Annotated in this window: 16 protein-coding genes and 2 pseudogenes; 14 read left to right on the top strand and 4 right to left on the bottom strand. The window is 59.6% G+C overall.

What is annotated here, in order from left to right; translation table 11 throughout:
* Positions 1–57: 57 nt before the first annotated feature.
* Positions 58–561 (bottom strand): cupin domain-containing protein, encoded by a 504-nt coding sequence (locus ACW4PC_RS16055; RefSeq protein WP_455874406.1) that lies wholly within the window; start codon positions 559–561, stop codon positions 58–60.
* 406 nt (positions 562–967) lie between these two features.
* A complete protein-coding gene (gene rsmI / locus ACW4PC_RS16050) occupies positions 968–1,855 on the bottom strand; it encodes a 16S rRNA (cytidine(1402)-2'-O)-methyltransferase (RefSeq protein ID WP_455875036.1) in 888 nt (295 codons plus the stop codon).
* A 275-nt stretch (positions 1,856–2,130) separates the two neighbouring features.
* Here rsmI and dnaN point away from each other — a divergent pair, with 275 nt between their 5' ends.
* From dnaN to ACW4PC_RS16005, 9 genes and pseudogenes are all read left to right on the top strand, one after another.
* Positions 2,131–3,249 (top strand): DNA polymerase III subunit beta, encoded by a 1,119-nt coding sequence (gene dnaN / locus ACW4PC_RS16045; RefSeq protein WP_455874405.1) that lies wholly within the window; start codon positions 2,131–2,133, stop codon positions 3,247–3,249.
* Between the two features lie 117 nt (positions 3,250–3,366).
* Positions 3,367–3,961 (top strand): annotated as a pseudogene (gene pmtA, locus ACW4PC_RS16040) (phospholipid N-methyltransferase PmtA).
* A gap of 1 nt (position 3,962) precedes the next feature.
* Complete coding sequence (locus ACW4PC_RS16035; RefSeq protein ID WP_455874404.1) at positions 3,963–4,550, top strand: histidine phosphatase family protein; 588 nt, start codon at positions 3,963–3,965, stop codon at positions 4,548–4,550.
* Between the two features lies 1 nt (position 4,551).
* Complete coding sequence (pyrF, locus tag ACW4PC_RS16030; protein ID WP_455874403.1) at positions 4,552–5,244, top strand: orotidine-5'-phosphate decarboxylase; 693 nt, start codon at positions 4,552–4,554, stop codon at positions 5,242–5,244.
* Between the two features lie 210 nt (positions 5,245–5,454).
* A complete protein-coding gene (locus ACW4PC_RS16025) occupies positions 5,455–6,522 on the top strand; it encodes an IS110 family RNA-guided transposase (protein ID WP_455874402.1) in 1,068 nt (355 codons plus the stop codon).
* A 189-nt stretch (positions 6,523–6,711) separates the two neighbouring features.
* Positions 6,712–7,734: an IS110 family RNA-guided transposase gene (locus ACW4PC_RS16020; protein ID WP_455874401.1), complete on the top strand. Its 1,023-nt coding sequence runs from the start codon at positions 6,712–6,714 to the stop codon at positions 7,732–7,734.
* 418 nt (positions 7,735–8,152) lie between these two features.
* Positions 8,153–8,440 carry a DUF1330 domain-containing protein gene (locus ACW4PC_RS16015; RefSeq protein ID WP_455874400.1) on the top strand — a complete coding sequence of 96 codons (288 nt, stop codon included), beginning with the start codon at positions 8,153–8,155 and terminating at the stop codon, positions 8,438–8,440.
* 112 nt (positions 8,441–8,552) lie between these two features.
* Positions 8,553–9,533 (top strand): complex I NDUFA9 subunit family protein, encoded by a 981-nt coding sequence (locus ACW4PC_RS16010; protein WP_455874399.1) that lies wholly within the window; start codon positions 8,553–8,555, stop codon positions 9,531–9,533.
* A gap of 278 nt (positions 9,534–9,811) precedes the next feature.
* Positions 9,812–9,964 (top strand): hypothetical protein, encoded by a 153-nt coding sequence (locus ACW4PC_RS16005; RefSeq protein WP_027510599.1) that lies wholly within the window; start codon positions 9,812–9,814, stop codon positions 9,962–9,964.
* Positions 9,965–10,015: 51 nt separating this feature from the next.
* Here ACW4PC_RS16005 and ACW4PC_RS16000 read toward each other — a convergent pair whose 3' ends face one another.
* Complete coding sequence (locus ACW4PC_RS16000; protein ID WP_194728720.1) at positions 10,016–10,816, bottom strand: undecaprenyl-diphosphate phosphatase; 801 nt, start codon at positions 10,814–10,816, stop codon at positions 10,016–10,018.
* Positions 10,817–10,965: 149 nt separating this feature from the next.
* Here ACW4PC_RS16000 and ACW4PC_RS15995 point away from each other — a divergent pair, with 149 nt between their 5' ends.
* From ACW4PC_RS15995 to ACW4PC_RS15985, 3 genes are read left to right on the top strand one after another with little or no spacing between them, the layout of a single operon-like run.
* Positions 10,966–11,658 carry a glutathione S-transferase family protein gene (locus ACW4PC_RS15995; RefSeq protein ID WP_022713395.1) on the top strand — a complete coding sequence of 231 codons (693 nt, stop codon included), beginning with the start codon at positions 10,966–10,968 and terminating at the stop codon, positions 11,656–11,658.
* A 12-nt stretch (positions 11,659–11,670) separates the two neighbouring features.
* Positions 11,671–12,828, top strand: a complete 1,158-nt coding sequence (queG, locus tag ACW4PC_RS15990; protein ID WP_455874398.1) for a tRNA epoxyqueuosine(34) reductase QueG — start codon at positions 11,671–11,673, stop codon at positions 12,826–12,828.
* On the top strand, positions 12,828–13,700 hold the full coding sequence (locus ACW4PC_RS15985; protein ID WP_455874397.1) for an SDR family oxidoreductase: 873 nt from the start codon (positions 12,828–12,830) through the stop codon (positions 13,698–13,700). Before queG ends, ACW4PC_RS15985 begins: the two co-directional genes overlap by 1 nt.
* A 120-nt stretch (positions 13,701–13,820) precedes the next feature.
* Here the strand turns inward: ACW4PC_RS15985 and ACW4PC_RS15980 are convergent, their stop codons facing one another.
* Positions 13,821–14,258: a hypothetical protein gene (locus ACW4PC_RS15980; RefSeq protein ID WP_455875088.1), complete on the bottom strand. Its 438-nt coding sequence runs from the start codon at positions 14,256–14,258 to the stop codon at positions 13,821–13,823.
* Here ACW4PC_RS15980 and ACW4PC_RS15975 point away from each other — a divergent pair.
* Both ACW4PC_RS15975 and ACW4PC_RS15970 read left to right on the top strand, forming a co-directional pair.
* A complete protein-coding gene (locus tag ACW4PC_RS15975; protein ID WP_223843996.1) occupies positions 14,158–14,469 on the top strand; it encodes a septal ring lytic transglycosylase RlpA family protein in 312 nt (103 codons plus the stop codon). The two genes, ACW4PC_RS15980 and ACW4PC_RS15975, sit on opposite strands and share 101 nt — an antisense overlap.
* A 144-nt stretch (positions 14,470–14,613) precedes the next feature.
* Positions 14,614–15,904: pseudogene (locus tag ACW4PC_RS15970) on the top strand (RsmB/NOP family class I SAM-dependent RNA methyltransferase).
* Positions 15,905–16,037: the final 133 nt, after the last annotated feature.

Below are 16,037 nucleotides of genomic sequence, written 5' to 3'. Positions count from 1 at the left end.
CAAGCAAAGCAAACGCAACGGCCAATCAAGGACTTCCAGGTGCGGGCATCAAGGATTTCAGGCCACGAGACCCTGCTGGCCGCTGCTGCGCAACAGGTTGCGAAGCCGGTAGAGGATTGCCACAGGCCTGGGGAAGGGCTTGCGCAAGAAAGCGACCTTCCGGACGTAGTTGTCCACCCGCCAGTTCGCCCATGTGCCGCCCGCGAAGAACGCAACGTCGCCGGCGCGCAGCGTGCGTTCCGTTCCGTCTTCGGCGGTGACGTGCACTTCGCCTTCGAGGATCATCACCGTCTCGTCCCAGCCGAAGAACCAGCGGAACTCGCCGGCTGTGCAATCCCAGATCGCCGTGAGCGATGCGTCGTCATGACCGCGGGAATGTTCGGCCGTGCGCGCCTGCGGGTTGCCATCGACGATCCAGTCAGGATTGATCGGCGTCGATTTCATCGGCAGGTGGTCGCTGGAGTGTGCGACGAAATTCCTGCCGCGTGTTGGCGCGACCGCGTACGGCAGCGAACGCGCGGCCATTGCGACTGCGCTTGCGAGCATGAGCTTCATGGCCATGGAACCCCCCAAGTTTGCTACCCTAATCATTGCGGAATAGCAGAAAGTCGTAACGGAGGCGTTCAAGCGGCGGCTAAAATTTTAGCAATCCATTCAAACCTCTACGATATGGCGTCTGCGATTGCCGGATGATGAGCAGTTTTCGCAGCACCGGCACCGATGCGCTTGCCGGTATCATGCGCGAAGAAATGCAGCTTTTGCGGCGCGATCACGAAACGCACTTCCGATGCCAGCGCCGTCGGGAGACGACCGCCGTCAGCGGCTCTTCGCCCGAAAGGCCATGCACGAGCCGCTACGAGCCGAGTTCTTCGACATATTGAACCTGCCAGCCGCAGATCCTCGGTACGAATGCCGACGTCACAGCGCCGACATCGCCGACCCATCTTTCGCCGGCTAATGGCCGTAGCTATCGCCCATCCTTGGCCTTCATATCAAGCAAGCGCTGGTAGAGTTCCTTGCGCGGCAATCCGGTGACGCGTGCTGCTTCGGCGGCTGCCTTTGCCGTCGGCATGGACGTCGCAAGGTCGGCAAGGATCGCTCCCACATCCGCTTCGTCCGCCGGCCGCTCTTCCGGTGGGCCGACGACGAGCACGATCTCGCCCTTCACATTGTGGTTTTCAGCATAATGCGCGGCAAGCTCCGCGAGCGTGCCGCGGCGGAACTCCTCGTATGTCTTCGTCAGTTCGCGGCAAACGGACGCCCTACGGGTAGGCCCGAGCACGTCGGCGGCAGCAGCCAGCGTCGCGCCGATCCGGTGTGGCGATTCAAAGAAGAGGAGCGTCGCTGGAGCGGCGACAAATTCCGCCAGCCGGTCGCGCCGCGCCTTGTCCTTCGCCGGGAGGAACCCCGCAAACAAAAAGGCGTCGTTCGGCAGGCCCGAGCCGACAAGCGCGGCAAGCGGCGCCGATGCTCCCGGAATGGGCACGACACGGTAACCTGCTTCGATCGCCGACTGTGCAAGGCGATAGCCGGGGTCAGAGACAAGCGGCGTCCCGGCATCGGAGACAAGTGCAACAGACCGGCCCGCCTCCAGAGCCTGCAGCAATCGCGGACCCGCCTCATCGGCATTGTGCTCATGATAGGCAAAGGGCCGGTTCTGAATGCCGTATCGGTCGAGCAGAACGCGGGTCACGCGCGTATCCTCGCAGGCGAGCACATCGGCACCCGCCAGCGTTTCCAGTGCCCGCAAGGTGATATCGCCCAGATTGCCGATCGGCGTAGCGACAAGATAAAGCGCCGCTTCCAGCGGGCGGGCCGGGATGGCGACATTGTGCAGGCGATAGCCGCGCTGCATGCCGCCCTCGCCCGCTGTTTCCTCATTATTCAATTTCGATGGCTCCTTTGGCTCTCTGTCTTTATGCGCGGGGGTTTGGCCCGCAGCAAGTGTTCGGATTTCTGTGAGCATTGTCCCGGAAAACGGCAATTGCAGCGCTGCTGCGTCTCGCACCCCTTGCATTCGTCAGCAAAGTTCTGCCATTTTGCCTGTCCACTCCTCCGGCCCGGAGCCGGACAGCATCTTCCGGCGCGTTTGCGCGCTGGGGCAGTAACGGTCGAAAGCGGTAGCATCCCATGCGTATAACTATTGAGCGGTCAAACCTTTTGAAGTCGCTGAACCACGTTCACCGCGTGGTCGAACGTCGCAACACGATCCCGATCCTGTCCAATATCATGCTGCGCGCCGATGGCCAGAACCTCGACATGAAGGCGACCGACCTCGATCTCGAAGTGACCGAAGCCACGCCCGCCAATGTCGAGCAGGGCGGCGCCACAACGGTTCCGGCGCATCTCCTTTACGACATTGTGCGCAAACTGCCGGACGGTTCGGAAGTTCTTTTGGCAACATCGACGGATGGCGGCTCGATGGCTGTCCAGTCCGGCCGCTCGAAATTCTCGCTGCAGTGCCTGCCGGAATCCGATTTCCCGGATCTGACCGCCGGCACGTTCACGCATTCCTTCAAGCTGAAGGCAGCCGATCTCAAGATGCTGATCGACCGCACGCAGTTTGCGATCTCCACCGAAGAAACGCGCTACTATCTGAACGGCATATTCTTCCACACGATCGAAAGCGACGGCGACTTGAAGCTGCGCGCGGTAGCGACCGACGGCCACCGCCTCGCGCGTGCCGACGTGAAGGCCCCCTCCGGCTCCGAAGGCATGCCTGGCATCATCATTCCGCGCAAGACGGTCGGTGAACTGCAGAAGCTCGTCGACAATCCCGATGCGCTGGTCACCGTCGAAGTCTCAGATGCCAAAATCCGCCTCGGCATCGACTCGATCGTCATGACCTCCAAGCTCATCGATGGCACCTTTCCAGATTACCAGCGTGTGATTCCCACAGGCAACGACAAGGAAATGCGCGTCGATTGCACGACATTCGCCCAGGCTGTCGACCGCGTTTCGACGATTTCTTCCGAGCGCGGTCGCGCCGTGAAGCTCGCGCTTTCAGACGGCCAGCTTCTGCTCACCGTCAACAATCCGGATTCTGGCAGCGCGACGGAAGAAGTCGCCGTCGGTTACGACACAGATTCCATGGAAATCGGTTTCAATGCCAAATATCTGCTCGACATCACGGCGCAGCTTTCCGGCGATCAGGCGATTTTTCTGCTTGCCGATGCAGGCTCGCCGACGCTCATTCGCGATACCGCCGGCGATGATGCACTTTACGTTCTGATGCCGATGCGCGTGTAAACGCACGTCGCATTTGCCCGGTAAAGTTTGCCGATTGCGACGTTTGGGCTTGTTTTTGCGCCAGAGGATGGCAAATAGATAGCTAGCGGTTTTGGTACATTTTTCGTGGAGGACGGCATGGCGTTGCGGCTGAAAGAACGGCTCGGCAAGAAGTTCGATGAAGAGATCCGTTTCTTCAAGGGCATGATGCAGGGGCCGAAAACTGTCGGCTCCATCGTTCCCACCTCCTCCATCACCGCCCGCAAGATGGCAAGCGTCATCCACCTGAATTCCGGCCTCCCGGTTCTTGAACTCGGTCCCGGCACGGGCGCGATCACCAAGGCGATCCTCGGGCGCGGCGTGAAGCCGGAAAATCTCGTCGCCATCGAATATTCGACGGATTTTTACGAGCATCTCGTCCGCCTTTACCCCAGTGTCCGCTTCATCAATGGCGACGCCTTCGACCTCGACAAGACGCTCGGCGACCTCAAGGATCAGACGTTCGATTCCGTCGTTTCGGCCGTGCCGCTGCTGAACTTCCCGATGCAGGCGCGAATTGCGCTTCTGGAAAGCCTGCTCGAACCGGATTCCGGCAGGCAGGCCGGTCGTGCAGATTTCCTATGGTCCGGTCTCGCCGATCATTGCGCGGCCGGAGCGCTACCACATCCAGCATTTCGATTTCATCGTCCGCAATATCCCGCCGGCGCAGCTCTGGATCTACCGACGCAGCTGATATGTTCGGGCTGTACATCACCCACCCGCAAGTGAAAATCGATCCGAATGTCGCGGTGCCCAAATGGGGTTTATCCGAGATCGGCGAGGCTCGCGCACGCAAGGCGGCTGAAAGCAGCTGGGCGAGGAAACTGCGCCGTATTATTTCCAGCGACGAGACGAAGGCCATCGAGACCGCGGAAATACTGGCTGCGACGGCAGGCGTGGCCATCGAGATCCGACATGGCATGCATGAGAACGACCGGTCCGCAACGGGCTTCCTGCCGCCTGCGGAATTCGAGAAAGCTGCCGACTGGTTCTTCGCGCATCCGCAAGATAGTTTCAGAGGCTGGGAGCGTGCCGCCGATGCGCAGCAGCGCATCGTTTCGGGCTTCGGAGCTGTTCTCGCCGATCACGATCCGAATGAGCCGATCGCCTTTGTCGGGCATGGCGGGGTCGGCACGCTGTTGAAATGCCATCTCGAGAGCCGCGTCATCGCGCGCGATCGCGATCAGCCGCCCGGTGGCGGCAATCTCTATTGTTTCAGCCTTGCAGACCGGCGCTTATCATGCGACTGGACGCCCATGGAAAACTGGCAGGGACGGATGTGAGATGAACGCACGCGAGCGGCTGATCGTCGGGCTGGATGTTCCGACACTTGGCGAGGCGGAACAGATCGTCTCGACGCTCGGCGACGACATTCTCTTCTTCAAGATCGGCTATCAGCTCGTCTTCGCCGGCGGTCTGGAATTCGCACGCGATCTCGCACAGAGCGGCAAGAAGATCTTCCTCGACATGAAGCTGCTCGATATCGACAACACGGTCGCCTCTGGCGTCGAGAACATCGTGAAGATGGGTATGTCCATGCTGACACTGCATGCCTATCCCAAGGCGATGAAGGCTGCCGTCGAAGCGGCAAAGGGTTCCGAACTCTGCCTGCTCGGCGTGACGGTCCTAACCTCGATGGACGAACAGGATCTGATCGCCGCAGGTTACGAATACGACCCGCATACCCTAGTGCTGCGCCGCGCCGAACAGGCGCTGCTCGCCGGGATGGGCGGCGTCGTCTGCTCCGCGGAAGAATCCGCGGCCGTTCGGAAAATCGTCGGACCTGGAATGGCAATCGTCACCCCCGGCATCCGCCCGGCAGGTAGTGAAAAGGGTGATCAGAAGCGTGTCATGACCCCCGCCGATGCGCTGAAGGCCGGCTCAAGCCACCTCGTCGTCGCCCGCCCGATCGTCAAGGCGCCCGATCCGAAGGAAGCAGCACGCGCCATTCTCGCCGAGATGGAAGCCGCGCTCTGACGCTTGGCGAAGGACGCGGCTGATAGCGAACATATCAGCGATTTGGATGGCGTGGGCAACCGTCAACAGGAGGAGGTGACATGAAAGAGGCCGCCTCCACCGATAGAACGGATCACTGAGATGCAGGTGATGATCGAGGGACAGTCACGCTTCCAGCCTTTCGGCTTACCTTATTGGGGTTTCATACATCTCAACAAGGGAGTTGGAAGCATGACTGCCTCTTATGATTACCATATCGGCGTCGACTATCACAAATCCTACAGCCACCTGGTGGTGCAGGACAGCAGCGGCAAGACGCTCGGATCCGGCCGGGTGAAGAACGACCGCCAGTCGCTTGGCGGCTTTCTCGAACGCTATCGCGACAACTCGCATGCGGTTGTCGAGGCCACTCGCAACTGGATGGTGATCTACGACTGGCTCGACGACATTTGTGATGATGTCGTCCTCGCCCATCCGTGGAAGGTCAAGGCGATCGCCGATGCCAAGATCAAGACCGACAAGATCGACGCGACGGTGCTGGCGCATCTGCTCAGAGCCGACCTGGTGCCGGAGGCCTGGGCACCTGGAGAGCGCGCCCGCGAGCTGCGCATCGCCCTGCGTGAGCGGATGTTTTACGTGCGGCTGCGGACGATGACAAAGAACCGCATCGTCACGGTGTTTGATCGCTATCCGGAGCAGACGGCGCAGTTGAAGAAGCTCGGCGACCTGTTCGGCAAGGCCGGCCGCATCCAGCTGGCGCAGGTCAAGGTCTCGGAGATCGACCGCATCCAGATCGACCGCGGTCTCGACTTCATCGGCGACATCGATGTGCGGATCAAGCAGTCGGAAGCAACGATCCGGGCAATGACCAAGGTTAATGGCAATGTGAAGCTGTTGAAGACGATCCCCGGCATCGGCGAGTTCTTCGCCCGGCTGATCGATGCGGAGATCGATGATGTCGGTCGATTCCGCAATCCGAAGAAGCTTGCCGCCTATGCCGGGCTGGTGCCGTCGACCTATTCCTCCGGCGGCAAGACCTTTCACGGCAAGATCATCAAGCAGGGCAACAAGTGGCTGCGCTGGGCTTTCGTCGAGGCGGTGGCTCCGGCCATTGCCAGCGATGCACAGCTTCGCGCCCAATACGAGCATCTGAAGATCAGAGGAGTGAACAAGGCGCGCGTTGCCATTGCGCGCAAGCTTTTGACGATCGCCTTCCAGATCCTGCGTGATCAGCGCGCTTACGAGCGGCGCGGTGAAAGCAACACGGAAGGCGCGTCGACGATATCCCGGTTGTCCTGATGGTCTACTAGCGAGCCCGGCAGGTCCGGGTTGCGCTCCTTGAGGAGAATGGGAAACCGGGAGCCGAACGTCACTCTGTGACCGAAGCTAAGGCATCAGGTCACGCATTGATGGGGTGGACGCCCCTCGACGGCATCGAATGTGCCAACATGGTGGGTGTTAACCGCCACAACAGAGGAGACGTCCGAAATGAACGTTAGCATGATGGGGTTGGATTTGGCCAAGAATGTCTTTCAGGTGCATGGATCAGATACCGCTGGTGCCGTCATTTTCCGCAAGCAGCTGCGGCGTGATAAGCTGCTCGCGTTTTTTGCCGGACAGCCGGCCTGCATCGTCGCGATGGAAGCCTGCTCCAGCGCGCATTATTGGGCACGGGAGATCGGCAAATTCGGCCACACGGTCCGCCTGATTGCCCCTGCCTATGTAAAGCCTTTTGTGAAGCGCCAGAAGAACGATGCCGCCGATGCGGAGGCAATCTGCGAGGCGGCCCAGCGCCCGACGATGCGCTTTGTCTCGGTTAAGAGCGAGGAACAGCAGGCGAGCGCGGCGGTGTTCCGGGCGCGCGACTTGCTGGTGCGGCAGCGCACTCAAACGATCAACGCCTTGCGGGGCCACCTGGCGGAATACGGACTGATTGTTCCCCAGGGCCCGACCCACGTCACCAGGCTTGTTTTGCACGTGGAGGATTCCAGGAGCAAGTTGCCGGAGGCCACACGCATGGCTCTCGCCATTTTGGTTGATACTCTGAAGTCGCTCGACCAAAGGATCCAGAAACTGGATGTCGAAATCGCTCGGCGTGCCCGGGAAGACGAAGACGCACGGCGGTTAGCAACAATTCCCGGCGTCGGTCCAATCACCGCAACGGCTTTGATCTCCCTGGCCCCAGGAGCGGCGGGCTTCAAGCGAGGCCGCGACTTCGCAGCCTGGTTAGGATTAACACCGTTGCAGCGCTCCACCGGCGGCAAGCAAAAGCTCGGCGAAACATCGAAGATGGGAGAGCGAACACTGCGCCGCCTGCTCATCATTGGTGCGAGCGCGGTGGTGCTGCAGGCTCGCCGGCGCGGCACCCCAGAAGGTTCGTGGCTCGGGCGCATGATTGCCCGCAAGCCACCCATGCTTGTGACTGTCGCTCTCGCCAACAAGATGGCCCGCATCGTATGGGCACTCATGGCAAAGGGTGGCGTCTATAAGGCTCCAGCTGTGGCGGCATAACCGCCCGGCCAGAGGTCGTCGAGATGTAGGGAAGGTCGAACGGAAGGTATGGCGCAACAGTCGATGAGACGGGGTCGGGAAAGCCAGGAATCTCCGGAGTGCTTCGAGCACGCCGCATTGATTTGGAGCCCGATCCGCGAACTCCCATACGGGCCAGCGACAGATGAACGGTCGCGCGAAAGGCCGGACAGATGTCAGCACCCGACTACGCGTAATGCCGCCCGAAACTCTTCTTGCATTCAACGGGGCGTCCACAGATGGAGATTGGTTCGAGAACCGCAGGACGGCAACAACCTGTCCAGCGAAAGGAAGAGATTTAGCCGATCGGCAAAAACGCTGATCAAACCATAACCGAACCCAAGGAAAAGCCGCCAGTTAAAGGCGTTTTGCCCCTTGTGTTCTTTCATTGGAGAAAACCATGGCAAAAGGATACTGGATTGCACGCGTCGATGTTCGCGATCCCGAGCGCTACAAGGATTACGTCGCGGCAGCTAAGCCGGCCTTTGAAGAATACGGCGCAAACTTCCTCGCCCGCGGCGGTGCAATCACCGAACTTGAAGGTAAATCGCGAGCCCGAAACGTCGTCATCGAGTTCCCGTCCATGCAGGCCGCGGTCGATTGCTACAACTCCCCGCAATACCAGATTGCGGCCAAGATCCGCCAGGAATGCGCCGACGCGGAAATGGTGGTTGTCGAAGGCGTCTGAGCACTCTTTGCATCTGCGAAGCTGAGGCAAGATGGACCTTTCCGTCGCGCCGGGTTTCGGCTAATACGAGTGCCGATCAACGCGTCCATCCAAGCCTTTCGAGGAGCCTGCCATGACCCTTGCCAACCTGCCGCCGCTCGTGACCGTGTTCGGAGGTTCTGGCTTTCTCGGCAGGCATATCGTGCGCGCCCTCGCAAAGCGCGGCTATCGCATCCGCGTCGCGGTGCGGCGGCCGGATCTCGCAGGTTTTCTGCAGCCGCTCGGCAATGTCGGCCAGATTTCTTTTGTCCAAGCGAACCTGCGCTACCGCACTTCGGTCGATCGCGCCGTCGAGGGTGCCGACTTCGTCATCAACTGTGTCGGCGTGCTCTTTGAGGCCGGCCGCAACACCTTCGATGCGGTGCAGGAATTCGGTGCGCGCGCCGTGGCGGAAGCCGCCCGGGCATCCGGCGCGAAGCTCATCCATATTTCGGCAATCGGCGCCGACGCCAATTCGGATTCCAGCTATGCCCGCACCAAGGGCCGTGCGGAGGCGGCAATCCTTTCGACCAAGAAGGACGCCATAATCTTCCGTCCGTCGATCGTTTTCGGGCCGGAAGACGGCTTCTTCAACAAATTTGCGGAGATGGCTCGCCTTTCGCCAGTGCTTCCCCTCATCGGTGGCGGCAAGACGAAGCTGCAGCCGGTCTACGTAGAGGACGTGGCAGAAGCCGTGGCACGCGCCGTCGAGGGCAAGGCTGCGAGCGGGACCATCTATGAACTCGGCGGTCCGGAAGTGCTCACCTTCCGCGAATGTCTTCAGGTCATGCTGAAGATCACCGCCCGCAAAAACCGACTGGTTTCCATTCCCTTCAGCATCGCTTCGCTGATCGGCAGCGTCGCCTCGCTCGTTCCCTTCGTTAAGCCCCCGATCACGGCCGACCAGGTTCGCCTGCTGAAGCGCGACAATGTCGTTTCAACGAAGGCCGAAACGGATGGCCTCACGTTGAAGGCCCTCGGCGTCACGCCGACAATGCTGGCCTCCGTACTGCCGTCGTATCTGGTGCGTTACCGCCCGCATGGTCAGTACACGGGTTCTGGAAAAGCAGCCTGAGAAATTATCGCACCGGTTGAACGCCGCTGTGTTTGCTCACAGACGGCGTTTTTCTTTTTGTTTCTTCAGGCAACCGGGCAAGTTTCGCGTGCTTTCTATAGCGCCGAGCCGGAACGGCGTTGCATAAAAGACGCATTAAAAATTTAGTGAAATTAACGCCACATTTAGCAGCAACGTTTATTGCTATTTGCCATTCCACTGACTACACACCCCGCGCGTCCTGAAACGGACTCAGCGCCATTTGCGGCGCGCTAAATCGACTTGAAAGGCTTTATTCGATGGGCAAGTCAATCGCGCTACTTTTTGCGTGTGCGGCACTGGTTATCCTCGCAGGTTCCTTCATTGCGCCCGGCTCGGTCGCAGCGGTGAAGGGCGGCTGCGCGCCGGCTTATGGCATCGATCCCTGCTCCACAGCCTCTCTCAACCACTGAGGCAAGGGCCGGCTCTTTCCGGAGCCGCCCCGGATGTCAAATATCTGAAAATCAGCCGAACAACGTCAAGCCGATCAGGCCTGCCGCGCCAATGAAGATTCGCCACCAGGCGAAGGGCGCGTAGCCCCGGATCGAGACGAAATCGAGCAGCGCGCGGACAACGAAGAGCGCCGAGACGAAAGCCGCCACGAAGCCGATGACGATGAGCATTCCGTCATCGAAGCTCAGCAGATTGCGGTTCTCGTATAAATCCAAAGCAAAGGCGCCGACCATCGTCGGCATGGCAAGAAAGAACGAGAATTCGGCTGCAGAGCGCTTGTCGGCACCCATCAGCAACGCGCCCACAATCGTGGCGCCCGAGCGGGATGTTCCCGGGATCATTGCCAGGCACTGGAAGAAGCCTATCTTCAGCGCCATCGGCAAGGAAAACTCCGTCACATCATGATACTTCGGCTTGAACTGGATCTTGTCGACGGCAAGGAGGACGAGGCCGCCAAGGATGAGGACGACGCAGATCAGCATCGGCGTTTCGAAGAGCACGTTCTTGATGAAGTCGTGCGCAATTGCGCCGATAACGGCTGCAGGCAGAAAACCAAAGAGTACGGCAAGGACGAAATGCCGCGCCCGCGCGCTGCGGGGCAACGCAAGCGCCAGGCTCAGCAGCCGCTTGAAATAGACGAGAAGAATCGCAAGGATCGCGCCGAGCTGGATGAGAACGACAAATGTATTGCCCGGCGACCGAAAGCCCAGGAAATGCCCTGCGAGCAGGACATGGGCCGTCGAGGAAACCGGTATGAATTCAGTAAGGCCTTCAATAAGGCCTAGAATGAGTGCACTAAAGATATCAGCCATGTTTTATCCCTTGTGAGGCGGGGCCAGGCCCGATTTGCTTGTATTGAAGGGGCCAAGCTCCTATAGCTGCAACGAATGAGTCATGACTAGGGCGCTATGAACATGAGTGCACCAGAGCATGCCGCGAGAAATCAACGATTCGGGTATCGATGCCGACGCTTTATCATCATCCTATGTCATCCGCTTCACGCTTCGTCCGGCTGATTTTGAGCGAGTATGGCTTTCAGGCAGATCTCATTGAAGAGCAGACCTGGGAAAAGCGGCGCGACTTTCTGGCGCTCAATCCTGCCGGTACCTTGCCGGTCTACGTGGACGACAGCATGCGCGCTCTTTGCGGCGCGACTGTCATTTCGGAATATCTCGATGAAACGCATGGCGTGCTGAAGCGCGACCGGCGTCTTCTGGCGGAAGATCCCTTCCAGCGCGCGGAAATCCGCCGCCTCGGTGAGTGGTTCATGCAGAAGATGGAGACGGATGTAACTCGGCCCCTGGCGCGCGAGCGCGTGTATAAACTGCAGATGAGCGCAGACCAGGGCGGCGGAGCACCGGATTCGAAGATCCTGCGCACGGCGCGCGCCAACATCCGCCAGCATATGAAATACCTGACCTGGCTTGCCGGTTCGCGGCAATGGCTGGCAGGAGATCGCATGAGCTATGCCGACCTCGCCGCGGCCGCTTCGCTATCGATCCTCGACTATCTCGGCGAGATCGACTGGACGGAATCGCCGATCGCCAAGGATTGGTATCAGCGCATGAAATCACGGCCGTCCTTCCGCCCGCTGCTGACAGAGCGGGTGCGTGGACTGACACCGGTCTCTCACTACGCAGACCTGGATTTCTGACGAGGGCTTTCGATGCCCGAACGGATAGCAGACGATAAAGAACGCAAGCGCCGCGACAATTTGACCGCCTTTGTTCGCGCCGAGGCGGCAACGCTCGGCTTTGAGCTCTGTCGCATCACGCGGCCCGATTCGATACCCGAAGCGAAGGAACGGCTCGGCGAGTTCATCGATGCGGGACGTCACGGCACGATGGAATGGATGGCCGAAACGCGCGATCGCCGCGGCGATCCTCGCACGCTGTGGAGCGATGTGAAATCCATCGTCGTCTTCGGCCTCAATTACGGCCCCGGGGAGGACCCACGCTATATTCTTGAAAAGCCGGACAAGGCGGCAATCTCCGTCTATGCGCGCAATCGCGACTATCACGACGTCATCAAGGGACGGCTCAAGGAGATCGCGACCCGCTTTGCAGCACGGGCCGGGGCCGACGTCAAAGTCTTTGTCGACACTGCACCGGTGATGGAAAAGCCGCTCGCCGCAGCAGCAGGTCTCGGCTGGCAAGGCAAGCATACCAATCTGGTCAGCCGCAGCCACGGCTCCTGGCTCTTCCTCGGCTCGATGTTCACGACGGCCGATCTCAATGTAGACGACGCTGAGATCGATCACTGCGGCTCTTGCCGTGCCTGCCTCGATGCCTGTCCGACCAATGCATTCCCGGCGCCCTATCAGATCGACGCACGGCGCTGCATCTCGTACCTGACGATCGAGCACAAAGGTCCGATCGATTTCGAATTGCGGCCGCTGATCGGCAACCGGATCTATGGTTGCGACGACTGCCTTGCCGCCTGTCCGTGGAACAAGTTTGCCGTCTCGGCATCCGAAATGAAGTTGCAGGCGCGCGACGACCTGAAAGAGCCGTCGATCGCCTTTCTCCTGACGCTGGACGACGCGGCTTTCCGGATTTTTTTCAGCGGCTCGCCGGTCAAGCGCATCGGCAGAGCCCGCTTTATACGCAATGTATTGATCGCCGCCGGCAATTCCGGTGATCACAGCCTCGCCGATCAATGCCGATGGCTTGCCACTGACGCTTCTCCGGTCGTTCGCGGCATGGCAATCTGGGCGCTTTCGCGATTGATGGAGCCTGGCGAATTTGCCGTGTTTGCGGCACAACGGCCGGACGAGACTGATGCCGACGTACTTGCGGAATGGCAATTGGCGGGAGTGGTGTGATGCATGTGATGATTTTCGGCTGCGGTTATTCCGGCACGGCGATTGCCAAGGCTTTCTCAGCCGGAAGCGCCCGCATTTCCGGCACAACCAGATCGGCCGACAAGGCTGAGCTCCTCCGCAGCCAAGGGATCGAAACCTTCCTTTTCGATGGCGAGATAATCAGCGACGCCTTGCTTGACGCTATGGAAAGCGTCACACACCTCGTCCAATCGATCGCGCCGCGGGAAGTCGGAGACCCGCTGATCAATCTCGCAGGCGGCCAGCTCGGCAAGATGATGCCGGCGCTTCAGTGGATCGGCTATCTTTCCACCGTTGGCGTTTACGGCGACCACAAGGGTGAGTGGGTCAGCGAAGAGACCGTCTGCGTCCCCGTCTCCGGCCGATCGAAGGAAAGGCTCGAGGCAGAGGATGCGTGGCTGGCGCTCGGCAAGGACCTCGGTATTCCGGTCGCCGTACTGCGGCTGGCGGGCATCTACGGCCCGGGCCGGAATGCTTTCGTCAATCTAAACCGGGGCACGGCCCGCCGCCTGATCAAGAAGGATCAGGTTTTCAATCGCATCCGCGTTGAGGATATCGGCGCGTCGGCGCGCTACCTCTCAGACCGGTGCCTTGGCGGCATATATAACGTGACGGATGACCTGCCCGGACCGCCGCAGGATGTCATTGTCGAAGCAGCGGGGCTGATGGGGGTAGAGCCGCCTCCGGAACAGCCCTTCGAAACCGCTGAGCTGACGCCGATGGCACGCTCCTTCTACGGCGAGAACAAACGTGTTTCGAACGCCAAATTGAAAGCCGCGGGTTACGCCTTTTCCTTCCCGAATTATCCGATGTCGCTTGCGCAATTGTGGCAGAGCGGACGGTGGCTCGGTTAACCCGAACAGGCCATTCCGGTACATTCGAAATGAGTAGAAAATTCCTACTTTGGCATTCTCGCGATCTGAATTTCGCTCCGTATTATGGTTAACGGCCTCTAAATTTGCGCAAATGAGGCATCAATTGTGGCAAGATCGGAAAATTATTTTTGTTACTTTCGCAACATAGCAGGTCAGTGCGCTGACGGCAGAAAAAATCGTTCTAATTTTACCTGATTTTCTTATCTTTTTTCCACTTTCTCGACAGCTGCACTTTTTCAACTCGAATTCCATCAGACTCACAAATATTACACACTGTAACATTCCGTGATAATCCGCGGCACTTTTTCGCCACTTTTCGCCGGATTTAAGCCCCGCCGCCCGTAAAGGCGCAAGTGCAATAGTTGAGGGATAATCCGTTTTGAAGAACATCAGCCGTTCTATAATCACTGCCGTAGCTATTGCAGCCAGTTCTTTCATGCTTCCCGCCGAAGGATTTGCTGCAGCCGGATGTGGTGGTGCTTCGTGGTACGCACTGCACTCCAAAACAGCTTCCGGCGAACGTATGAATCCTGCCATTTTGACTGCCGCTCACCGTTCGCTCCGCTTCGGCACCAAGCTTAGAGTCACCAACCGCAACAATGGCCGCAGCGTTATTGTTCGCGTCAATGACCGTGGCCCGTTCATCCGCGGCCGTGTTCTCGACCTTTCGCGCGCGGCCGCACAGAACATCGGCATGGTCCGCTCGGGTACCGCCAAGGTTTGCTACGAAGTCGTCGCCGCCAGCTAAAGGCGTCCGATACCAGCGCCGGACGGCGCTTGCTCTTGCCGTCAATCGCGGCTACCACGCGGTTGAGACTTGTGAAATTATCCGCAGCGTCAGTCACGCTTCGAGCGGATTGTGCACACGTCCGTGGCAACAGGAGTTTCGTGAATGCGTTTGGGCGGCCGCCTCGAGGGGGCGATTTCGGTTCTTGCTGATATCGATCAGCGCAAAGAGACCTGTCGCCGAGGCGCTGAAGGATTGGGGCCTTGCGCATCGTTTCGCCGGCTCCGGCGATCGCGCTGCAATCGGCAACATCGTTTATGATGCGCTGCGCATGCGGCTTTCACACGGGTTCCTGATGGACGACGACAGCCCGCTGGCGATCGCCTATGCCGTCATGTTCCGACAGTGGGGTTTCACGCCGGAAGCGCTTGCCGCTGAACTCTCCGACGATAGGTTCGCGCCACCTTCGCTGCCCGATGCAGCGCTTACAGCCTTCCAGAGCCGGGCTCTTTCCTCCGCGCCTGTCCACGTCCAAGGTGATATTCCCGAGTGGGTGCAAAGCTCCTTCGAGACGGCATTCGGCGATAGCTGGCTTGCCGAAGCAGTGGCGCTCGCCTCCCGCCCGACGCTCGACCTGCGCGCCAACACTTTGAAGGCCAGCCGCGAAAAGGCGGTCAAAGCGCTTGAAAGAGCCGGTGCTCATGAAGCGAAGATCGCGCGATGTGGCATCCGGATTCCCGCCGGCGAAGGCGCCTCACGGCTTCCGAACGTCACAGCCGAGCTTTCCTTTCAAAAAGGCTGGTTCGAAGTTCAGGACGAGGGATCGCAGATCGTTGCCGATCTGGTGCTGCCGAAGGATGGAGAGCAGGTGCTCGACTATTGCGCCGGAGGCGGCGGCAAGACGCTTGCCATGGCGGCAGCGATGCACAACAAAGGCCAGATCCATGCCTATGACGCCGACCGCAAACGCCTTGCGCCGATCATCGAACGCCTGAAGCGCGCCGGTACGCGCAATGTTCAAGTGCATGACGATGCAAAGGCGCTTTCGAGCCTGCGCGCTCGCTGCGACAAGGTGCTAGTCGACGCCCCCTGCACGGGCACCGGCACGTGGCGCCGCCGCCCCGATACCAAATGGCGGCTGACGGCAAAGAACCTCGACGAGCGCACGAGCCAGCAACAGGATGCTTTGAAGCAGGCGAGCGCCTTCGTGCGCCCCGGCGGCGAGCTGATCTACGTCACCTGTTCCGTGCTGCCGCAGGAGAATGAACAACAGGTCCGACGCTTCGCCGCGGAAAATCCGGCATTCTCCATCGAAAGCGCCCTGGCTGCCTGGGACGAGCTATTCGGCAAGAATGCACCGCGCCCGCGTTCGTCGGATGGTGAAACGGTTACGCTGACACCGGCATCGACTGATACGGACGGCTTCTTCTTCTGCCGGATGCAGCGTAAAGCTTAAGGCGCCTGATGTGATGGCGCACGCGCGGGGAGAAATTGAACAGTTGCACGCTAGTAGGTCAAACTTCCGCCCTTTTCCAAGGAAAGTCCTTTCTGAACAAGCGTTTTTAGACAAGTTCCATTCTTAAAATCAT

This window comes from Rhizobium yanglingense, assembly GCF_977109285.1.
Note: the sequence above shows the minus strand (reverse complement) of the source record. Positions and strands in the feature narration are given on the sequence as shown.